The organism is Bradyrhizobium sp. WSM1743 (assembly GCF_000473065.1).
In the GTDB taxonomy this organism is placed as follows: Bacteria; Pseudomonadota; Alphaproteobacteria; order Rhizobiales; family Xanthobacteraceae; genus Bradyrhizobium.
In genome coordinates, this window is record NZ_AXAZ01000033.1 from 42,652 (window position 1) to 65,007 (window position 22,356).

Below are 22,356 nucleotides of genomic sequence, written 5' to 3' on the forward strand. Positions count from 1 at the left end.
GGCGGCTCGAGCCGCTACTTTGGCTCAGCGGAGATGCGCGCAGTCTGGATGCTCTCGTCTCCCGAGAGCACCTAAGACGCAGCAAGTGAGCAAGTTTTTTTGTGGATTCTCTCCCTCCGCCACTTTGTCCCAAAATCACGTACGTCAAAACAGAGACAGGGAAGAGATCGGGGGCGTTTGACAGTTCGGAGTTATGTCACAACGACTTTGATTGAGAGTGCATCGGAGTCGTAAAACCGGTCCGAGTTGGATGAGACGTCAAGAATCAGACATCCGCCGCTAGCGGCGGATGTCTGATTCTTGACGTAGTCGGCGGTTGAGGCGGGATAAAAAGGGACAGCTTCTGGCTTCATATCGGTCGCGTTGGATCGAGCACGACCGCTCGCATTAGCCTGTTAAGAGGATAGCCACGCCCCGGTCAAGTTGCGCAACCCACTGGGTGGCGGCCCTGCCTACAGGGCGACCTCACCGCGACGGTCGGACATCATGGCGAGAGAACGGAAATCGGCCAAATGGCCACGACCCTCCAGGTGTTCAAGGAAGCGCTGATCGCGAAGAAGGCTGCCGACGAGCTCGCGGCGGCGGAGGCCGAAGCCAAGATCTTGCGTGGACAGCGCGTCGACAGAATCACGCGCGATTTCGAAACAATGATCGGCGAACTGGCCGGATCATTGTCGACTGCCTCCGGCGAGCTTGAGGTCGCCGCAGGTGCGTTGTCCAGGACCACCGAGATGACGCAGCAGCTTTCGACACGAGTAGCCGCCGCATCATGATGCGCAAGCCGCGATCCTCGCCAGGCACGGCGGCAGCTTCTGGAAAAACGTCACAACGTGCCGGCGGCTAAACGGACAGTGTATGACAACTTGGCCGGCTGATCAACGCCGAATGCCCCGCAACCAGTCGATCACGTGCGGCCAGATCTCTCGATGCGCTCGGCGGCCGACGAGAGATCCAACGTGCTGCAACGCCACTCCGATCTCCGGCTCGTAGACAAATACCGTTGGGCTGCTCAATTCTTGCAGCGTGGACGAGGCCGGGACCAGTCGACTTGTATGATCGACGATCGCGGCCACCGGCAGTTCAGCAAGCGCGTCCGAGCGGGCAGTACGGTCGAGCAGATGGAGGTTGTTGCGTGCGAACCGGTCTTCACGATAGAGCAACTCGATCACGTCTTGGAGTAGTTGGCGAGAAGGAGCGAACTCATCGAGGGTCCAGCGAATGACGCGGCCGTGGAGCGCGAGCGCTTCGAAATCCGGCAAGCTGACCAAGCCATCGCAATAACGCCCGAACACGAACTCCTCTGGAGCCGCGACAACGCTCGCCCAGTCCAACAAACTCCCGGCTATACGACGGCTCAAAAGCTCAAACTGCGCATGGAGTGCGATCGGTCGCAAAGCTCCGGTGTATTGGCCGAATGCGAGGGGCGCCTGAACCAGGACGAGTTTGCCGACGCGATGCGGTACAAGTGCAACCGCGATGGCAGCGAGAGTCCCGCCGAGCGAATGGCCAATGACCATTGGCGGGCATTGGTGGTCTCTTGAGAGCTTCTCGATTGCCACAAGCAGCAGAGCTATGCTCGTCTCCAGGTTCCAATTGGTCGGCTGTTGCTCTGGCCATTCGTGTAGGTAGACGGCAAACCCGGCGTCGGCGAGACGCCGTACCACGCTCACCTCTGGTACCAGATCAAAGATATACGGCCGCTTGATGGGTGCAGGCACAATCAAAACGGGATCGGTTGCTGCGGTATTCGAGGCGTAACGGCGCAGTTCAAGATCCGGGTGCTGCACGCGATACCAAGTCGTCTCTTGCGGAGCATAGCCTGCATTTTCCAGCAGGCTTCCGAGCGATTGTCGAAAGACATCGCTCATCAAAAACATCGCATTCCAACTGCTGAGCACCATGACCTAAATGACTAAGTGCGACGGACCATTTCATTGAATGGCAATCGAGGCGTTGGAGCTTTGTTCCAAGCGTCTTAGGGGTAGGCTACCCGTTTGGCGGCGCCTCCCATCCATCGGGGTGGCTTGGGATTTGGCCCGTGACGTCGATGTTCCTTCTCATCAGGGATGCGCCCAGCGGCCACTCCGAAACAGACACCCAGAACAACCGCGGCGCTAACGGCAGCACCGTTAGAAACTGACTCACGCCTCCTGAACGCAACGTGTGGGCTAGAGCGAGTACGGATTGTCGATTCAGAACATGCAGACGCCGTGACGTAACGCTGCTCCTCCCCAAGCGGGGGAGGGCGAGCGCAAGGGCAAGTAACTCCGCGCTCCTTGGTGCGCCTGATCATTCGAAATCATGGCGCCTACGACTGGCTCTTGCTCGGCGTCTGGCGGAAATGAGCGCCCTAATGCCATAACCAACGATGACGCCGGCGATGAATGCGGCTGCCACTATGCAAGATGCTGAGAACCGCTCCATTCCAGCAGAATACGGTTTTAGGGTGCAACGTTCCTACGCGCGCCCTCCATTGAGATGCCTCGCGCTTACCAAGGAGCCGCTCCCACCATCGGGCGAGCTGCCAGGAAGCCCGCCAAGCTTGGAGGCAACCGGAAGATTTGGTCGGCGGAGGTCTCGAGATAGAACTTACCGTCCTCCAGGCGAAAGAAATCCATGGTGATGGTGGACTGACCGGTTCGACGGACCGCCACCACTTGGTTTGTCTGCTCTTCGGGAAGGTAATGCACGAACCAGGTTGCCAGATCAATGCGAGTCGGAGTGTCGCATAATGGGAAGACCCAGGAGATCGGAGTTGTGCCGGACTTGACCTTCGGAATCAGATTTTCGGATAGGTTGCGTCGCTGCTTCTTAGTGGAAATCGATCGTGGCACGATGCCGATCATACGTGCCGACCTCGCGCAAACGAGCGTCGCTCGCAAAAGGCAGGCGTACCTTGCTGCACATTCAGCGAAGAAGCACGAAACCAATTCGGCTGGAAAGCATTCTGCGGATTCCGCTCGATGTCGCCCGCTATTCCGAGATGATCTCGCCCACCATTCCGATTTGAAGTCGCCCACCCATTCCGAGATGAAGTCGCCCATGATTCCGGGATGATGTCGCCCGGGTGACGAGGCCTCTTCTGGCTCCCATTGGTCGTCCCTTTCGGCTTTCCGAAGGGGGACCCTGGATGCCGACGGAGAGGCTTGCGATGCGCCGTGTGCGCGACGTGATCAGGATGAAGGCGGCTGGGCTGCCGAGCCGCGAGATTGCGCGGCGGATGGGCGCGGCGCCCTCGACAGTGCGGTTGACCATCCGGCGGTTCGAGGCCGCAGGCCTGAGCTGGCCGATGCCCGACGAACTCAGGACGCGGCCCTGGAGGCCCGCCTGTTCGCCAAGACCGGCAACGGCAACCGGCAGGGTCACCGCCGCATCGCTGAGCCCGACTGGGCGGCGGTGCACCGCGAGCTCAAGCGCAAGCACGTGACGCTGTCGATCCTGTGGGAGGAGTACATTGCCGCCGAGCCCGGCGGATACCGGTACTCGCGCTTCTGCGAGCTTTACCGCGCCTGGGAGGGCCGCCTGTCGGTGACGATGCGCCAGTCGCATGCGGCCGGCGACAAATTGTTCGTCGACTACGCGGGCGACGGCGTGCCGGTGGTGTCGACCGCCTCACCGGTGAGCGGAGGACGGCGCAGGTCTTCGTCGCCGTGCTCGGCGCCTCGAACTTCACCTATGCGCAGGCGACGTGGACGCAGGGGCTTGCCGACTGGATCAGCGCCCACGTCGGCACCTTGGCGGCGATCGACGGCGTGCCGGCGCTGCTGGTGCCCGACAATACCAAGGTCGCGGTCATCAAGGCGAGCCTCTAGGACCCGCAGATCAATCGCACCTATGCGGAAATGGCCGCGCATTACGGCACGGCCGTCTTGCCGGCGCGACCACGCAAGCCGCGCGACAAGGCCAAGGTCGAGCAAGCGGTCCTCATCATCGAGCGCTGGCTGCTCGGCCGCCTGCGCCACCGCGTCTTCTACAGCCTCGCCGAGGTCAACGCAGCGATCGGCGAGTTGCTCACCAGGCTCAACGAGGAGCGGCCGATCCGGCGGCTCGGCGTAACGCGCCGCCGGCTGCTCGAGGAGGTCGACCGGCCGGCGCTCAAGCCGTTGCCGGCGAGCCCCTACATGCTCGCCGAGTGGCGGATCCGCCGCGTCAGCCTCGACTACCACGTCGAGGTGGAGAAGCATTACTACAGCGTTCCGCATCGCTTCGCGCGTGCCGAGGTCGAGGTGCGGTTCACCGCCCGCACCGTCGAGATCTTCCACAAGGGCGAGCGGATTGCCGCGCATCAGCGCATGAGTGGCAATCACAAGCACACCACCGTGCCGGAGCATATGGCCTCCAGCCATCGCCGCTATGCCGGCTGGACCATTGTGCGCATCCGTCAGGACGCCGCCGCGATGGCCCGGCGACCAGCGCGTTGTGCGACCTCATTCTCGACGAGCGCTCGCACCCCGAGCAGGGGTTCCGCGCCTGTCTCGGCATCCTCAGGCTCGCCGCGTCCTACGGGCGCGAGCGCCTGGACGCGGAGCCGCGCGGGCGATCGACATCGGCGCGCGCACCTATGGCTCGGTCAGGTCGATCCTCGCCAACAACCTCGATCGACGTCCTGCTCCCCAGCGTTCCGCGGACGACCTGCCGATCCTGCACTCCAACATCCGCGGACCGCGCTACTACAATTTGGAGATGATCCCTTGCTCACCCATCCGACCTTCGACCGGCTCAAGGCGCTCGGCCTCCACGGCATGGCCAAAGCCTTTGTCGACATCGAGGCCACTGGCGAGGCCGCGAGCCTCGGTCACGCCGAATGGCTCGCGCTGCTGCTCGAACGCGAAGTCTCGCTGCGTCACGACAAGCGGCTCGCCACCCGCCTGCGTCACGCCAAGCTGCGCCAGCAGGCTTGTGTCGAGGACGTCGACTACCGCACCCCGCGCGGTCTCGATCGCGCGCTATTCGCCAGCCTCGTCGAGGGCCGCTGGATCGACGACCACGCCAACCTGCTGATCTGCGGTCCGGCCGGCGTCGGCAAGAGCTGGATTGCCTCGGCGCTCGGCCACAAGGCCTGTCGCGATAATCGCTCCGTCCTTTACCAGCGCGTCCCGCGTCTGTTCGACGATCTGGCGCTCGCCCGCGGCGATGGCCGCCACCCGCGCCTGCTGCGCGCGCTCGGCCGCGTTGATCTGCTCATCCTCGACGACTGGGGTCTGGCCCCGCTCGATGCCGGCGCCCGCCACGACCTCCTGGAGATCCTGGAGGATCGCTACGGCCGCCGCTCCACCCTCGTCACCAGCCAACTCTGTGCCGCCGGTCGAGCCTCAGCTTGAAATGTTGCTACTTGAGTGGAGAGTGGTGCAACGGCAGAGTGAACTGTTGGCGGTCTTGATCAGTCCTTGCGGACGAGCGTTCCCACATGTTCATCCAGCAGCGCGCGTTCCAGCAGCTCGGGCTTGAGCCCGTTGATGATCTGGAATTTCTTGACTTGGCGAGCGTTGGCAAGGAGATCAATCAGGACGCGATCAAAGGGCAGGGTCTGTAGTTTGAGCGTTCTGAGCTCAGAGACGGTGATCTCGCTGATAAACTTGGCATTTGGGTTGAGCTTTGGGTCGGCGTCGTAGAGGCCGTCCACGTCCTTGACCAGGGTATGTGTGGCGCAGCCGTAGCATTCGGCTAACAGGAAAGTGCCGGCGTCCGTCCTATGTGGCGGGATGCGCCCCAAACGGGGCGTATGCTCCCAAATCGAGAATGGCGGGTCTCCATTGCAGATCACGCCTGGGGCCGATCTGATAAAGAAGGGCAGCATGTGCCCGAGAATTTCGGGCGGGATGGCGACGACGCCGTATGGCGCCAGTAGTGTGCCAAGGAGGTGCGCATTTCCGAGCGCATCGATGATCCGGAGTTGAGCCAGCACTCCAGTCGGCATTCCGAGGTCCATGCCAATCGAAGTCACGTGGCGGCTGCGCACACCGCCACCGGTGCCGATCACCAATTTGAAATTTTCGAGGATTTTGGCGAGGGCGTCGACCAAGGGGTAAACGGCCTTTTTTCCATTGTCGATGATCGACCGTCCGCCAATCTTGACCACGTGGCAGAATGGCAGCATGGGCACGACGGGAGTTTCAGTGGACGACATGACCTGTTTGTCGAGCAGACTCTCGCGCATCAGCATCGATTCGACGTGGCGGCGTTTGTCGAGCGGTAATTCGCGGCCTTCATGGACTTGTTCGGTCATGATCCTACCTCGCTTCAGGCGGTGATAACGGTTCCGACTGGCTCGCCGTTGAGCGCACGCGTCAGATTGCCCCGCTTCAAGCCGTTGATGACCTGAACCGAGCGGCGATTTTTGGCATTCTTCATGAGTTGGAATACGGGCCGCTCCAGCACCACGTCGACCAGATCAAGCTCAATGAGTTCATCGACCGTAATCCTGGGAATGAACTTGGCTTTTGGATCCTTCTTCGGGTCCGCCGTGTAAAGGCCCTCCTCGTCCTTGACGTAGATCATCGAACGGGCACCCAAGGTCTCGCTTATGAGATAACATCCGGTGTCGGTCCGGTGCGGTGGAATGCGTCCGATCTCCGGGTTAGGCTGCCAATACGCATACGGGGGCATACCGACGCAAACGCAAGCCTGGCGTTCGGCGAGGTAGAGTGGCATCTGCGCGAACTGAGCTGGTTCGATGGATGGAATTCCATGCTTGGCGAGGAGATAGTGGATCATCTTCGCGTTCTGGATGCTCACGAAGAATCCGAGCACGCTTAGCACTCCAGTCGGCATACCTAGGTCGAGCCCCACGCTGTAGGCGTGGCGAGCCCGGGTGCCGGCTCCAGTGCCGATGATCATCTTGTGCTCGGGAAGGTTCTCGACGATCTCGTCTATGAGCGGAAACACGGCCTCCCGACCGCGATCGATGAAGCTTTGTCCGCCAATTTTGATGACGTTCGCGTCCGGCAGAATCTGGATCACCGGGTGCCGATCGAGCCGGGCCATCTCCAATTCGTCGTTGTCGCTGCCAGTTACGAGCGCAGAGGTCAGGCGATCCAAGGTTTCGTTTTCCATCTTCCGTCTCCTGTCGCGAGGCCGCCGTTTCGTGATCACCGTCCTGGTGCTGCGACGCTGGATCCAGCGAGTGGCAGCTCCTGCTTCGGCGTGTCCCAGAGTTTGACGGTGCCGTCCATGGCGGCGGTCGCCACGATCTTTCCGTTATGCGAGAACGTGACGAAGTGGATGCGCCTGAGATGTCCCTCGAGCGCGGCCGTTTGCCTGCGGCTCGCGACATCCCAGAGGCGCACGGTGTTATCGAGGCCTGCGGATGCGAGCATTCTCCCGTCCGGCGAGAACGCGCAAAATCGGGCCCAGGCCGTGTGGCCTTTGAATGGCTCCAACTCCTTGCGGGTCTCTACCTCGAAAAGCTGTACGTCCCGACTAGCACCCGCAGATGCCAGCAGCTTGCCATCCGGGGAGAATGTCACTGAGTGGACCGGCCCTGTATGCACGTCGATAGTGGCCACCTCTTTTGCGGAGGAGACGTCCCAAAGCTTTATGGTGCCGTCGATGCTGCCTGACGCGATCATCCGGCTGTCGGGCGAGTATGCTAACGCCTTCACGCCGCCGGTGTGGCCGGTGAGGGTGGCGATCTCTCGGTGGCTGCTGACACCCCAGAGCTTGATGGTTTCGTCATAGCCCGCAGAGATCGCCGTCTTTCCGTCGGGCGCGTAGGCCACGGCGCGGATGATGTTCGTGTGACCCGTGAGCGTGGCGATCTCCCTTCCCGACGGCAGCTCCCATAGCTTGGCGGTCCGGTCGTAGGATCCCGTGATGAGGACCTTGCCGTCAGGTGAGATGGCAAGCGTGACAACTGCGCCGCTGTGGCCGGCTAGCGTCCGGAGCTCGGTGCCCGTCGCGACCTCCCACAGCTTGACGGTCTTGTCGTGGCTTGCTGAAGCGAGAATCCGATCGTCGGGCGTAAAAGCCACTGCGGTCACGAAGGACTTGTGCCCTTTCAGCGATGCCCGTTCCTCTCCCTTTGACCCGGTCTCCTCGGGGGCGGGCTCGATACCCGACCTCAACAACTGATCGACATCCCAAATCTTCGCGAGATGATCCATGGTCGCCGTCGCGAGGCTTTTGCCGTCCGGCGAGAAGGCCACGCCACGGATACGGTCGCCGACCTCGCTCCATCGCACAACGAGGTCCTCGCCAGTTGCGGCATCCCAGATCCGCAGCGAGTTGTCTACGCTTCCGGCGGCCACCAGCTTGCCGTCCGGTGAAAACGCGACGCACAGAACCTCGCTTGTCGAGCCTTCAAGGACCGCCGTTTCCTTGCGCCTCGCAACATCCCAAAGCCGCACCGTCGTGTCCATGCTGCCGGAGACAAGCGTCTTGTCATCTGGCGAGAATGCAATGCCGCGCACACCATGCTCATGGCCTTCGAGTGTTGCGAGCTCCTGCCCGGTGGCGACATCCCATAGCTTGGCGGTGTAGTCGTTGCTGCCCGAGGCAAGAATCTTGCTGTCATGGCTGAATGCTAGTGAGCGGACCGCGCCATTGTGCCGGAGCGTGGCGCGCTCCTCTCCAGTGGCCACGTTCCACAGCTTGATCGTGTTATCGTGACTGCCAGAGGCAACGGTTTTCCCGTCCGGTGCGAAAGCAAGGGACCGGATCATGTTGGTGTGGCCCCTGAGAGTGGCTAGCTCGCGCCCCGAAGCCCAGTCCCAAAGCTTTACCGTGCTGTCGTAACTGCCTGTCGCCAGGATTTTGCTGTCGGGTGAGAAACGGACTGCCTCGACCGTCGCCTCGTGCCCCTCGAGCGTGATGATCACGGCGCCCGTCGTTGCATCCCAAATCTTCGCCGTCTTGTCGTAGCTGCCCGTGGCGACATACCGCCCATCGGGCGAATAGTCGATCGACGCGAGAGCCAGGCTGTGGCTTTTTAATGTGGCGCGGGCCTGTGCAACGGCCGGTATCGATGCAAGGATTGTCGTCGCGAAAACCAGCACGACCGCTGCTGCTCTCTGAAAGCATGGGATCGGCATTGGCCTTCCTCCCATATCGGCTCGTTAAGCCCGCTATTCCGCTGAACGCAACAACTACCGCGAAGCCGTAGTGGTTCCGGTCCTCAAACCGGAATGGCCGTCGTGTCGGCGCCAATAGCTTGAGGAAACGTGGCGCCAAGCGTCTGCCTATCGAAACCCACGGTCTTGATCACCGCGTAGACCGGCGTGCCTTGTGCCAGACCAAGCGTTTCGACCGACCGCTGTGTCAGGCGCGCTAGGATCGCCTGCCCGCCGCAGTCAAGACGCAGATCCAGGATGGGCCCACGCTGTGGACCGAGCTCCGCAACGACTCCGCGCAATACATTCAGCGCGCTGAGTCCCTCAGGGCGGCGCGTGCTAATCATTACGTCGCGAGCGCGGATATGCACCCGGAGCTTGGTGCCGGGAATACGCTCGCTCAGGCGTGGAATCCAGAGCCGGCCTCCGCCGAGGCTCAATTGGGTGAGGCCATAATGTTCGTCGTGCTCAATGATCTCTGCTTCGAGGACGGCCCCTGCCTCGACAACATTGGTGAACGGTAACAGATCCAGGCGCGCCATGATATCGGAGGTCGATCCCGTCGCTACGACGCGACCATCGGTCATCACGACCATTGTGCTCGCCAGACGTGCAACTTCCGGCACCGAATGGCTGACATAGATAATGGGCACTTCGGTCTCGTCGCGCAGGCGCTCCAGATAAGGCAGGATCTCGGCCTTCCGCGCTTCGTCGAGTGAAGCGAGCGGCTCGTCCATCAGCAGCAGCCGCGGCGTGGCCAGCAACGCCCGTCCTATCGCCACTCGCTGTTTCTCGCCGCCGGAAAGCGAGCCAGGACGACGATCGAGCAAATGACCGATCCCGAGCAACTCGACGATCGGTGCAAGCTGGCCTACGCGTTTGGTCCCGGGCGCGAACCACCAGCCGTATAGGAGATTCTGGCGCACGGTAAGGTGTGGGAACAGCCGCCCCTCTTGGAAAACATAGCCGACCCGGCGGCGATGCTTTGGCACAAACACGTTAAGCTTTGTATCGACGATGACGTCGCCGTTCAACGAGATGTAGGCGTGGTCTGGATGAATAAGGCCCCCAATGATGTTTACCAGCGACGTCTTGCCGGAGCCGGACTGACCAAAGAGTGCCGTGACCCGTCCATCGCTCACAAATTGGGCCTTGAGCTCGAACGAGCCGAGACGGTGCTGAACGTCGACTTGGATCATGCCTCCACCCCGATACGCCGTCCGACGCAGTAGCCGATTGCATCCGAGATGAGCAGAGCGGACATGGAGACCACGATCGCGATCACGGTGAGGCGGAATGCGGCAATGTCGCCACCCGGAACCTGTGTGAACGTGTAGATGGCGGAGGGAAGCGTCTGGGTTTCGCCCGGGATGTTTGAAACGAAAGTGATGGTCGCGCCGAATTCTCCCATGGCGCGCGCGAATGAAAGAATTGTGCCAGCGATGATGCCCGGCAAAATGAGCGGCAAGGTCACCGTCACGAAGACCCAGGCGGGATTGGCGCCGAGCGTTCCGGCTGCGTCCTCGAGCCCACGATCGATTGCGTCTATGGACAACTGCAACGCTCGGACCAAGAGTGGGAAGCCCATCACACCGCAAGCGAGCGCTGCCCCGGTCCATCGGAAAGCAAACACTATTCCGAGGTTGTCCGCGAGGAAGGCGCCGAGGGGTCCTCGTCGGCCAAACAAGAGAAGCAGGATATAGCCTGTAACTACGGGCGGAAGGACCAGAGGCAGAAATACAACTCCGTTCAGGATCGACTTGCCCCAGAATTTTCCTCGAGACAGCAGCATCGCGACGACAAGCCCCGGCGGCAGACTCGTCATAGTCGCCCAGAGAGACACCCGTATGCTTAGTTCGACGGCGGCTTGTTCCTCAGGTGTTAGCGTGAACATGGCTGGCCTCACTTCAGCGTCGTGAATCCTTGCTTGTCAAACATAGTGCGCGCCTCCGGCATCTTGAGCATATCGACGAAGGCCCCCGCGGCCGGTTTCGTCGAACTGGCTGTGACCGCGATCGGATAAGCGATACGCGGGTGCGTGTTTTCCGGGAAGGTCCCCACGCGCGCTACGTTTGGGTCCGACGCTGCATCGGATTCATAGACGATGCCAAGTGGGGCTTCGCCCCGAGAGACCATGAGCAGCGCGGCACGGACGTTTTCGGCTTGGGCGATGCGGCCCTTGACAGACTGCCAGACGCCGAGCGCCTCGAGCGCCGCCCTGCCGTACTTACCAGCGGGGACCGCATCCGTGTTGGCCATCGCGAGGCGTCCCTGTCCGAGAAGCGACAACAAGGGAAACCCGGGCGCGATATTCACCTGGAGATCGGCGCCTTTTGGCGAAATAAGCACAAGGCGGTTGCCTACGAGATCCGAACGCGTTTCCAGCCTGATCAGCTTGCGTTCGGCGAGGTAGTTCATCCAATCCTCATCCGCGGAGATGAAGACGTCGGCTGGCGCTCCCTGCTCGATTTGCTTGGCGAGCGCTGAGCTCGCGGCGTACGAGATTGCGGCATGTTTGCCCGTGCGTTCGTGCCATTGGCTGTTGATCTCATCGAGGGCAGTTTTCAGGCTGGCCGCGGCAAAGACGAGCACGTCCGCACGCTGGGCCTGAGCCGGTCGCGCATTGCCAGTGTAAACTAAGGCGAGCAAGGCCGCGCAAAGCAAAAGTAAAAAGGCGCTTCGGATCCTCATGCCCGAACGTTTGGACGCCCGAGAGACGGGTTGCGGGCGTGCATGTTCAGGCATTCTGACATGGATGTTAGCCACGGTAACCTCCAGCCGGAATGCTCTCGTTTTGCGACAGCGTCCCTGAGTAACTTTCACCAAAGCTAAACGTTGCAGACACAAGAGGCTCCCGAACTCATTCGGGGAAAACCTAAATGACCAAGGCGTCGAAGAGCTCAGGTGCAATCGTCCATCCTGACCTGCCGGCGGGCGCCATATATCGAGTGATCGGCGCCGACGGTGTCGAGCGGACCATGTCAGATTTGTCAGACTGGATCGTGGCCATCCGATCCGGCGCGGTCGAACCCCGGTCACTATTCCTGGACGAGGAAACGCAGCGCTGGCGGCCGGTGTCGGACCTCGACTTTTTTGGCGAAGCGAAGCAAGCCACAGAAGTGAGCGAGGTTCGCTACCGAAGCAATGGCTCAAAAGCGGAGAGTGCCCCGGAAAAGTTGCCGAAGCGAAAGCTGAACTCTACGCTGGTCTGGGCAGTCGGGGCTACGGTCGCGCTCATTGCTTTCACGGCCTGGGCCGCAGGATCTGTTCTGGTGGCCGACGTTCAATCGCTTATTCGCCGAATACCGGACCCGGTCCGGATTGGCGGAGCGGCCGTGCTCTTCGTCATTCTAGCTGAGGAGTTCTATTGGTTCTCCCTAATGATGTTTGGGGTGGAGACGGGCTTCGTTCGGCGCTTTGCGCTGCAAGCTCTATCGCTGGCAACCGCCTCCGTGCTGCTCTATGCGGCGTTCGCGCTCTTTTCGAGCGAAGCGTTTGAGCCAAGTCGTTGGTTCTTGGTGAAATACCCTGCTTTTGCAGGAGCAGCCTACGCCGTGTCGCTCCTGCTCTGGTCGATGATTCTGCTGCGTGGGCCCGACGCGCCAGCTGCCAAAAAGGCTCTTGCCGGCTTGGTCGCGTCGATAATGCTAGTCGGCACCCTCTACATGGCGGTCACCCCGTCTGTGCGACAGGAAACACAGACGGACAAGACGATTCAGCTGCAGGACCGCAGATGAGCTCCTGCCGTGTCGCTACGGCTAATAGCCCCAACGCCAACCGGGGTGCCGCCAACGCCACCCGGGATAGTGGCGCCATCGCCCACCTGGATAAGCGTACGGCTGAGCGTGAGCGTACCGCCAACGCCAGCCGGGGTGGTGCCGCCAGCCGGGATAGTACTGCGCTTGGGTGAGGGACGCCTCCGGCTGCGCCATCCGAGCCGGGCCGAGAGCGGCGTCGGCACCGCTGAGGCCAAGCCAGAGGAATAATACGCCCGAGGCGAGGATGGATAGGCAACGCATAAGTGACCTCCTCGATGGGAATGGAACCAAAACCACCAAGGGTAACGCTTGAGAGGCTCTTTAAGCTCCTAGCGCGATGTTTTGCCAATTCCCCCGTGCGGGCCTACAGTATGCGCAAGTGGATCATCCCCATGTTGAACGCGATCCGTGCCGGGGGCGTTCTTTTGATCATGGCCGCCGCGGCCGCGTGGTACGCATATGACCAGGCCGGGGCTACCCGCGCTCGCGACGATTTGGATGTAGCAAGCGCCTATCGTGGTGGGGGTGGAGGCGGCGGAGGAGGAGGTGGTGGTGGCCGCGGCAGGCACCGCCTCAGTGGGCCGATCGACGTCGTCACGACCCCAGTGGTCCGTCAGGATGTGCCGGTTAATGTTGAGGGAATTGGCACAGTTGAAGCGTTCAACACTGTCACCGTGAGAGCGAGGGTTGACGGTCTACTCCAGAAAATCGAATTCACTGAAGGTCAGGAGGTAAAGGCCGGCGATCTGCTGGCCCAGATCGACCCGCGTCCCTACGAGGCCAAGCTCAGCCAGGTCCAAGGCATAAAGGCAAAGGACGAAGCTCAACTGGCCAACGCGAAGCTCGATCTCGATCGTGCCGTGAAGCTTGGCCAGTTCGCAACGCAGCAGACCGTGGACACCCAGCGGACGCTGGTCCGGCAGCTTGAAGCGGCCCTGCAGACGGACCAAGCGAACATCGACGCAGCCGCGTTGGAACTTGAATACACCAGCATCCGGGCGCCGATCGCCGGGCGCACGGGCGTGCGGCTCATCGACGCCGGGAATTTCGTTCGCGCCCGGGAGTCGGGTGGAATAGTCATCATCACGCAATTGGAGCCGATCTCTGTCGCCTTTTCTCTACCCCAACAGTATCTCGAGACGGTGAATCGCGCGCTCGCCAAAGGGAAAGTTGCGGTGGCGGCGCTCGATGTAGACGGGAAGAGATTGTGGGAAGATGGCGTCCTTGCGGTTCTCGATAATCGCATCGATCCTCAGACCGGTACGATCAGACTCAAGGCCACATTCGTCAACACCGAGCGCAAGCTTTGGCCGGGGCAGTTTGTCAACATCCGTGTAAGGCTCGATACCGTCAAGGACGGCACCGTCGTGCCCAGTGCAGCCGTCCAGCGTAATTCAAGCGGCACGTTTGCCTACGTGGTCGATCCCGAGAACCGGGTCGAAATGCGGCCGATCCGGGTCGGCCAGATCGATGGCAATGTGGCCCTTGTCGAATCCGGCCTCGAGCCCGGTCAGAAAGTCGTTGTCACCAGCCAGGAGCAACTGCGGCCGGGCGCGAGCGTGATTCCGACTGAGGCTACGGCCGATGCCGGAGGCGGCATCTCTGCCCCACAGATCGTGTCCCCAACGCCTCCTTCAGAAGTAGCGCCGCATCGGCGGCATCGGGGGCCGCCGTGAGCGTGTCCGCGCCTTTCATCGCTCGTCCCGTCGCGACCTCACTGATAAGTGTCGCGATCCTTGTTGCCGGAGCGCTTGGATTTCGCCTGCTTCCGGTCTCCTCGTTGCCGGAGATTGACTTTCCGACGGTCCAAGTCTCGACACAGCTTCCCGGCGCAGGCCCGGACACAACTGCATCGCTGGTCACGACGCCGCTTGAGCAGCAATTGGGACAGATCGCAGGCCTGTCACTGATGACGTCGACAAGTTCGTTTGGAATCAGCGTCATCACCATGCAATTCGTCCTTGACCGGGACATTGATGCGATTGGGCAGGACGTACAGGCGGCTATCAACGCAGCAGCAGCTTCGCTGCCAACCGGGCTTCCATACCCGCCAGTGTACAAAAAGGTGAATCCAGCGGACCAGCCGATCCTCATTCTGGCCCTTACGTCCGACACGCAGCCGATCACGAAAGTCCAGGATGTCGCCGATTCGGTGCTGGCGCAGAAGCTGAGCGAGGTAACTGGCGTCGGGGCGGTGATGATCCAGGGTGGGCAGAAACCTGCGGTGCGGATCCAGGTCAACCCGGTCCAGCTCGCGGCATATGGCCTAAGCCTGGAACAGGTCCGTACGGTCCTGGGCCGCACGAATGTCGATCAGCCCAAGGGCAGCTTCGACGGCCCTCACCAAGCATTCATGATAGGGGCTAATGACCAGGTTCTCGCACCTGAGGCCTATACAAACGTGATTCTAGCGTACCGAAACGGAGCTCCCGTCCGCGTAGGCGACGTCGGTACCGCGGTCTACGGGGCCGAGAACGCGAAAGTCGGTGCTTGGTTCAACGGTCTACCAGCCGTCATACTCGACGTTCAGCGCCAGCCCGGGAGCAACACCATCCAGACGGTTGACCGGATTCACGAGCTTCTGCCGCGGCTGCAAGCGGCGCTGCCGCAAGACGTTCGGTTGACGATTCTGAGCGATCGCACGGAAACTATCCGGGCCAGCATTTCCGATGTCGAGTTCACGCTGATGGTCACCGTCGGATTGGTCGTGCTCGCGATTTTTCTGTTTCTCCGTCGTTTCTGGGCGACTGTCATCCCGAGCGTCGCCATCCCGCTTTCGATCGTCGGTACGTTCGGCGTCATGCATTTGGCGGGATTCAATCTCGACAACCTCTCCCTCATGGCGCTCACCGTCGCGACCGGTTTCTTGGTCGACGACGCGATCGTTATGATCGAGAATATCGTGCGCCATATCGAGGCTGGAGAGGCACCGCTGGAAGCTGCCTATGAGGGCGCACGTCAGATCGGGTTCACCATCATCTCGCTGACGGTCTCGATTGTTGCGGTGTTCATCCCGCTCTTGTTTATGCAAGGAATCGTCGGGCGATTGTTTCGGGAATTCTCGCTGACACTGTCGGTCACCATCGTTGTGTCGGCGATCGTATCGCTGACGCTTACGCCAATGATGTGCGGGCACCTCTTGCGTAGAGAGCAGGAGCAGCGCAGCAATGCGTTTCTGCGTGCCTCCGAGCGGGCATTTGTCACGAGTCTGGCGCTCTACGAACGGAGCCTCGCGTGGGTGATGCTGCAAAAGGCCACCATTCTCGCGGTCGCATTGGCGACAGTGGTTGCTACCGTCGTGCTGTATGTGCTGATCCCTAAGGGCTTTCTGCCCGTCCAGGACACGGGCGTTATCGTTGCAACGAGCGATGCGGAGCCCGGAATTTCGTTTCAGAAGATGGTGCGGCTGCAGTCCAAGGCTGCTGAGATCGCCCGCCGCGATCGAGACGTCAGCGGCGTTGATTCGTTCGTGGGCGTTGGACTTGTCAATTCGACACCGAACACCGGGCGCATGACCATCGTGCTCAAGCGACGCGACCAGCGGGCCGATACGGCCGCAGAAGTCGCAGGGCGGCTCCGTACCGCTATGGCCGAAGTGCAGGGCCTCTCGGTCTACCTCCAGCCCGCACCCGAAATTCAGATTGGGACGCGCACCAGTCGAACTCAGTACCAATACATCATGGTCGACGCGAATCCCATGGAGTTGGCCGACTGGGCGCGGCGGTTGCTCGAAAAACTGCGCTCGACGCCGCTTCTGGAGAACGTAGCGAGCGACCAACAGACGGGCGGCCTCGCTGCCGACGTGGTTATCGATCGCGACAAAGCTGGACGCCTCGGAGTGCTTCCGCAGACAATAGACGATACGCTTTACGATGCTTTTGGACAGCGTCAAGTCTCGACCATCTATACGCAGCAGAACCAGTATCACGTCGTATTGGAGGTGGCGCCGGATTTCCAGCTCGATCCAGCTGACCTGGGACGGCTTTACGTGCCATCGAGCCAGGGCGCGCAGGTTCCACTCGAAAGCTTCGCCACGGTGAAGCTTGGTAACGCCCCACTTGCGATCACACATCAGGGCCTTTTTTCGTCCGTCACGCTCTCCTTCGATCCGGCCCCGGGTGTTTCACTCGGACGGGCAGTTCAGACCTTGCGTGAAGCAGAGGTGGCGATTGGCATGCCCAATTCCGTCATCGGCTCCTTCGCCGGCGAGGCCGCTGAGTTTCGGGCCTCACTCGTAAGCGAAGTGTGGCTCATCCTCGCCGCCGTGTTCGCCGTCTACATAGTGCTCGGCGTGCTCTACGAAAGCACCATTCACCCGATTACGATACTGTCGACATTACCTTCGGCGGGAATCGGCGCCTTGATCGCGCTTATGATCACGGGAAACGACCTGTCGCTGATCGCGGTGATCGCCATCATCCTCCTCATTGGGATCGTTAAGAAGAATGCGATCATCATGATCGACTTCGCTTTGGATGCGGAGCGGACGCGAGGGCTGCGTCCGGAGCAAGCAATCTTCGAGGCTTCGCTCAAGCGCTTCCGTCCAATTATGATGACGACGATGGCGGCCCTTCTAGGATCCATTCCTCTCGCGCTGGGGACCGGTCCGGGATCAGAGCTGCGCCGTCCACTTGGCATTGCGATCATCGGTGGGCTGCTGCTCAGCCAATTCCTGACGCTCTACACAACCCCGGTAATCTACGTTGTGCTCGACCAAGTCCGGGCGCGGCTCCGTCATCGCTTGCGAATGAGTCTGGGGGCTGCGGAATGAGGTAGCCAAAACGATCGGAGTTCATGGTGGGCTTTCTGGAAACGTGCCTGCGGCGACCTGTCGGCGTCAGCCTGCTGATGCTGGCGCTATTGCTTTGCGGTGCACTGGCGTCTCGATTTCTGCCCGTGGCATCACTGCCGCAGGTAGACTACCCGACCATCATGGTAACGGCAGAGCTTCCGGGCGCCGAACCGCAAACGATGGCCACCGCCGTCGCCGCACCGCTGGAGCGGCGGATCGGACAAATCGCCGGTATTGCCGAGCTCACCAGCACGAGTCTTCTCGGCACCACCACCGTCGTCGTCCAGTTCGAGCTTAGCCGCCCGATCAACGCAGCGGCTCGCGACGTGCAAGCCGCTATCAACGCGGCAGCCCCCGATCTTCCGCCGGGTATGTCGCGCCCGCCAACCTGGCGCAAGAATAATCCATCGGCGGCGCCGGTCCTGATCTTGGCACTGACATCCAAGTCGCTTCCTTCGGGCGCGGTTTACGAGGCGGCGGAAACGATTCTGGCGCAGCAGCTTTCTCAGGTGGAGGGCGTCGGTCAAGTCACGGTCAATGGCTCCGAGAAGCCTGCGGTGCGCGTGCAGGTCAACCCAGCTGCACTTGCCTCGATGGGACTCGGTCTTGAGGATGTACGGGCCGTCTTGAATGCCGTCAACGCAACGGGACCGAAGGGGGGCATTGACACAACGGACAGCTCTTATGTCATTCGCGTCAACGACCAGATGCGCTGGGCCGGTGAATATAAATCAGTGATCGTCGCCACCCGCCATGGAACGCCGATCCGACTCGATGCGGTCGCATCGGTCGTCGACAGCGTCGAGAACGTCCGAACCTCGGGGTGGTTTAACAATCAACCGGCCGTACTGGTCTTCGTTTTCAAGGAGGTCAACGCCAACGTGATCGAGACAGTGGATCGCATCCGCGCGCTTCTTCCTACGCTGCAGGCTTGGCTCCCGGCGGCCGTTGATCTGTCGGTGATGAGCGATCGAACGGAGACGATCCGTGCCAGCGTGCATGAGATAGAACTCTGCCTCCTGATCAGCCTCGGACTTATCGTGGCTACAGTATTCCTGTTCTTGCGACGGTTCTGGGCCACCTCGGCCGCAGCAATTACCATCCCCCTGTCGATTGCAGGTACCTTCAGCGCGATGTACCTGCTCGGTTACAGCATCGACAACCTGTCCCTGATGGCGCTGACGGTTGCGACGGGTTTCATCGTCGATGATGCCATCGTGGTCATCGAAGCGATCAGCCGGCGGATGAGAAGCCGTGAGTCGCCGCTCCAGGCAGCGCGCCAAGCTGCTCGCCAGATCGGCTTCACGGTGCTTTCGATCAGCGTGTCGCTGATCGCCGCTTTGATCCCACTTCTGTTTATGGGTGGCATGATCGGGCGGCTATTTCGCGAGTTTGCCGTCACGCTGGCGCTGGCCATCGCGGTCTCCGCGATGGTGTCCCTGACGTTGATTCCGGTCATGGGAGCCTATCTCGGTCGCGCGCGCAGGGGAGCGGGGAAACCCCCATTTGAGCTCATTTTCGAGAGGCTGCTGGCGGCATACGAAGCCGTCCTGGTAGTCGTCCTGCAACATCGCAAGGCCACTCTCGCCGTGTTGGGAGCAACTGTCCTCGCCACCGCTGGCCTCTGGATCCAGGTGCCAAAGGGATTTTTCCCCCAACAGGACACGGGCGCCATTGTTGCTATCGCGGAAGCGCCGATGACAGTTTCGTTCCAAGCAATGACGCGGAGGGTACAGAATCTTATGAGCGTCCTCCTCAATGATCCGGCGGTTGCGAGGGTGGGAAGCTACACCGGTCAATCAGGCTCCACTTCGAACCAGGCCCGCATCTTTATCGCCTTAAGGCCCCTTGCCGAGCGCGGCCTCGACACGGACCAAGTCATCGCGCGTCTGCGCCGAGCGACACGCGAGGTGCAGGGCGTTGCACTCTATATGGTGCCCGTCCAGGAATTGCGCGTCGGCGGCCGGATCTCCAAGGCACAATATCAGTACACTATCACGGGACCAGATCTGGGTGAATTGGAGACATGGGCAGGACGCCTTGTGGAGCGTCTGAAAGACTTTCCTGATCTTCGCGACGTAACTACCGATCTCGAGGTAGGCGCCTTGCAGACGATGCTCGTCATCGACCGCGACGCGGCCGCGCGGCTCCAGGTGGCGCCAAATGATATCGACCAGACTCTCTATGACGCCTTCGGCCAGCGTCTTGTCTCCTCAATCTATGCTCCCCATTACACGTATCACGTCGTCCTTGAGGCCACACCGGAGCTGCAGGAGGACCCGTCCTCATTGGCGAAGGTGTACGTCGCCGGGCCAGGTGGCAGGCAGGTCCCACTGGGGAACGTTGTGCGAGTCGAGCACGGCGTCCAAATGAGTGCTGTCGCCCATCAAGGGCAAGCTCCGGCCGTGACCCTTACGTTCTCGATGCGAGCCGGTCTGCCAATCCAGCGAGGTACAGAGATCGTCGAGCGCGTGATGCGAGAAATGGGCCCGCCAGGCCATATCCAGGGCAGTTTTCAAGGCAATGCACGAGCTTTTACGGAATCACTTGCCACGCTGCCCATGCTGATCGCCATGGCGCTTTTCGCCGTGTACGTGATCCTCGGCATTCTCTACGAAAGTATGATCCATCCCGTGACGATCCTGTCGACCCTCCCGTCAGCCGGGGTCGGCGCCATCCTGGCGCTCTGGGCGGTCGGGCGCCCGCTCGATCTGATTGGCGTGATCGGAATCATTCTGCTCATTGGCATCGTCAAGAAGAACGCGATCATGTTGATCGATTATGCGCTCGTCGCCGAGCGTGACTATGCCCGTTCGCCGGAGCAGGCGATTTTAGAGGCGTGTAGGCTCAGATTTCGTCCCATCCTGATGACGACCATCGCGGCGATTCTTGGGGCGGTGCCACTGGCCGTCGGGCTGGGTGTCGGTTCCGGGCTTCGGCAGCCGCTCGGCATCTCGATTATTGGTGGGCTATTGGTGAGCCAGGTGCTGACGTTGTTCACGACGCCCGTCGTGTATCTGGCGCTCGATCGCCTGCGCCCCAATGTCGAAAGGCGTAGATTTGAACACCGCGCCCCGCGCGCTCGAACCGACGCGAGCGCGGCGGTAGATATCCCGGCCAAGTAATGCGTAACGAGACGCACGTAAGAACAGTCCCGATCAAGCACGATCCAGCGTATCGTTCATTGCCGGATTGGCAGAGGAGTGGTCCAGCGTGACTGAGATGCGGCACGAGACTCCTACAATGACCGCTGTGTTGAAGGTCTCGTACCTCCTCGCGATGACAGTAGTTGCATTCGCTGTGCCGGCGCTTTCGCTGACCGAGCCGGCGCGCTGGTTTGTCATTCCCTGCCTTGCAGGCATTCAGGCCATCATTCTCCTGGCCTGCCGAGTCGGTCTGCGCGATGTCACACGCATGGCTTTGCGGCTCAAGTGGCTGTTCGTCTTTCTGATTGGCATGTATGCCCTGCTGCCGCCCGAGAACCCTTCTGCAAACGACGTGATGACGGAGTGGGCTGTTCCAGGGGTCGGCTGGCCACTAACGATCAACGTGAGTGGGCTTGAGAAGGGGGCGCTGATGTGTTTGCAGATCGTGACTGTCCTGCTGGCATCGGCTGTCGTGCGCTTGACCGGCAGCGGCAGGGACTTGGTCAATGGCCTGCATGCATTCCGATTGCCGCCGCTGTTCGTGCATGCGCTTGACCGGACTTTTGCTCTCGTCGAAGGCACGCACGGAACGGAGCGCGGGCGAGGCCGCATACGCGGCCGCACGTCGAAGTCCGGAGTCTTTGCTTTTTTGCGGCAAATTTTGCGAGGCGACATTGGCGCGTTTGCCGACATCATCCGACAGAATATTGCGCTTGCGGAAAGCCAGGCCGCTTCCGATGTCGATCCGCGGGTTGGGGGGCAATTCGCTCATGATGTCGCGGTGATTGCCGGAATTGCCCTGTGCATGGCGTCACTCAAAATGTTCAAGATCCTGCCGGGTCTGCCGTTCGCGTCCGGGCACAAGACCCTTCTATTGTTTCCGTTGTATGTGCTTGCCGCGCGACTGACGCAGTCCCGGTGGGGCGCCACTGCAGCGGGCTCGATCATGGGCGTCATCGGTTTCCTCCAGGGCGACGGCCGCTTCGGTGTTCTGGAAATATTCAAGCACGTCGCACCGGGGCTGGTCATTGACATCGGCGAGCCGCTGGTGCGGCGATGGCCACCATGGGCGCTCGGCTATTGCGTGCTTGGGTTCTTCGCGGCCATCGCTCGCACCGCGACCGAATTTGTCGTCGTGCTGCTGCTCGGCGCGCGGGCAGAGATCTACCTCTTTCCTGCCGTCAAGCTGGTGCCGAATCTGATCGCCGGCGTGCTCAGCGGTTTCGTGTCGGTGATCGTCCTGCGTGTAGCAGCCGAGTCGAGCTCGGAGGCTTCCAGCGAAGGCGCCGTGCCGCCGGACGGCAACGAATTGGGTCAACGACCGGCCGGCGAGCAGCACCAGCCCGGCGAGCGGGACGCTGCTTCGGCCGGGAAGGGAACATCGCCTCGCCACGGGCGTCGCTTCGGACGCAGGCACCAGGCCGGGCGTGGCGAGATGGATGGACCGAAGACCTAGGGAGCGGTTTTCAACCCGCCCTTGTGGTATCGCGCTAGTGCGACCCTGCCTCGCCAATGCGCCTTGCATCCTTCTGACACTTCGTTTGGGTCCTTGTCGCGGAGACAGCGGCCGGCTCGCTCTTCGCCACGGCAGAATTTCTCGATCTCACCCTCAC

General features: G+C 61.2%; 13 protein-coding genes and 3 pseudogenes. 8 read left to right on the plus strand and 8 right to left on the minus strand.

Annotated features, from left to right (window positions below):
- Positions 1–455: 455 nt before the first annotated feature.
- Positions 456–770: pseudogene (locus tag YU9_RS0120125) on the plus strand (methyl-accepting chemotaxis protein); the annotation flags it as partial.
- Between the two features lie 105 nt (positions 771–875).
- Here the strand turns inward: YU9_RS0120125 and YU9_RS41945 are convergent.
- Together YU9_RS41945 and YU9_RS0120135 are read right to left on the minus strand one after the other, a co-directional pair.
- Positions 876–1,868, minus strand: coding sequence for an alpha/beta fold hydrolase (locus YU9_RS41945; protein WP_198028272.1), 993 nt, complete (start codon positions 1,866–1,868; stop codon positions 876–878).
- A gap of 621 nt (positions 1,869–2,489) precedes the next feature.
- Entirely contained in the window at positions 2,490–2,846 is a 357-nt protein-coding gene (locus YU9_RS0120135; RefSeq protein ID WP_027574439.1) for a hypothetical protein, read from the minus strand.
- Positions 2,847–3,151: 305 nt separating this feature from the next.
- Here YU9_RS0120135 and istA point away from each other — a divergent pair.
- Positions 3,152–4,677 (plus strand): annotated as a pseudogene (gene istA / locus YU9_RS41950) (IS21 family transposase); the annotation flags it as partial.
- Positions 4,678–4,691: 14 nt separating this feature from the next.
- Positions 4,692–5,294 (plus strand): annotated as a pseudogene (locus tag YU9_RS41955) (ATP-binding protein); the annotation flags it as partial.
- 86 nt (positions 5,295–5,380) lie between these two features.
- Here the strand turns inward: YU9_RS41955 and YU9_RS0120150 are convergent.
- From YU9_RS0120150 to modA, 6 genes are all read right to left on the minus strand, one after another.
- Entirely contained in the window at positions 5,381–6,226 is an 846-nt protein-coding gene (locus tag YU9_RS0120150) for a uridylate kinase (RefSeq protein ID WP_036017603.1), read from the minus strand.
- Positions 6,227–6,240: 14 nt separating this feature from the next.
- Positions 6,241–7,053, minus strand: a complete 813-nt coding sequence (locus YU9_RS0120155; protein WP_027574441.1) for a uridine kinase — start codon at positions 7,051–7,053, stop codon at positions 6,241–6,243.
- Between the two features lie 35 nt (positions 7,054–7,088).
- On the minus strand, positions 7,089–8,993 hold the full coding sequence (locus YU9_RS41960) for a WD40 repeat domain-containing protein (RefSeq protein ID WP_051380444.1): 1,905 nt from the start codon (positions 8,991–8,993) through the stop codon (positions 7,089–7,091).
- Positions 8,994–9,112: 119 nt separating this feature from the next.
- On the minus strand, positions 9,113–10,246 hold the full coding sequence (gene modC, locus YU9_RS41965; RefSeq protein ID WP_036017606.1) for a molybdenum ABC transporter ATP-binding protein: 1,134 nt from the start codon (positions 10,244–10,246) through the stop codon (positions 9,113–9,115).
- Positions 10,243–10,941: a molybdate ABC transporter permease subunit gene (gene modB, locus YU9_RS0120180; RefSeq protein ID WP_036017609.1), complete on the minus strand. Its 699-nt coding sequence runs from the start codon at positions 10,939–10,941 to the stop codon at positions 10,243–10,245. The genes modC and modB overlap by 4 nt, the downstream gene beginning before the upstream one ends.
- 8 nt (positions 10,942–10,949) lie before the next feature.
- Entirely contained in the window at positions 10,950–11,738 is a 789-nt protein-coding gene (gene modA / locus YU9_RS0120185; RefSeq protein ID WP_027574445.1) for a molybdate ABC transporter substrate-binding protein, read from the minus strand.
- Positions 11,739–11,926: 188 nt separating this feature from the next.
- Here modA and YU9_RS0120190 point away from each other — a divergent pair, with 188 nt between their 5' ends.
- The 5 genes from YU9_RS0120190 to YU9_RS0120210 all read left to right on the plus strand — a co-directional run bounded on the left by YU9_RS0120190 (position 11,927) and on the right by YU9_RS0120210 (position 22,199).
- The gene (locus YU9_RS0120190; protein WP_027574446.1) at positions 11,927–12,784 is read left to right on the plus strand and encodes a hypothetical protein; all 858 of its coding nucleotides are present in this window, start codon (positions 11,927–11,929) and stop codon (positions 12,782–12,784) included.
- A 413-nt stretch (positions 12,785–13,197) separates the two neighbouring features.
- Positions 13,198–14,481 (plus strand): efflux RND transporter periplasmic adaptor subunit, encoded by a 1,284-nt coding sequence (locus YU9_RS41970; RefSeq protein ID WP_198028273.1) that lies wholly within the window; start codon positions 13,198–13,200, stop codon positions 14,479–14,481.
- The gene (locus YU9_RS0120200; RefSeq protein ID WP_027574447.1) at positions 14,478–17,576 is read left to right on the plus strand and encodes an efflux RND transporter permease subunit; all 3,099 of its coding nucleotides are present in this window, start codon (positions 14,478–14,480) and stop codon (positions 17,574–17,576) included. The genes YU9_RS41970 and YU9_RS0120200 overlap by 4 nt, the downstream gene beginning before the upstream one ends.
- A 23-nt stretch (positions 17,577–17,599) precedes the next feature.
- Positions 17,600–20,722, plus strand: a complete 3,123-nt coding sequence (locus YU9_RS41975) for an efflux RND transporter permease subunit (protein WP_036017610.1) — start codon at positions 17,600–17,602, stop codon at positions 20,720–20,722.
- A gap of 118 nt (positions 20,723–20,840) precedes the next feature.
- Entirely contained in the window at positions 20,841–22,199 is a 1,359-nt protein-coding gene (locus YU9_RS0120210) for an energy-coupling factor transporter transmembrane component T (RefSeq protein ID WP_027574448.1), read from the plus strand.
- The last annotated feature ends 157 nt before the right edge of the window (positions 22,200–22,356 follow it).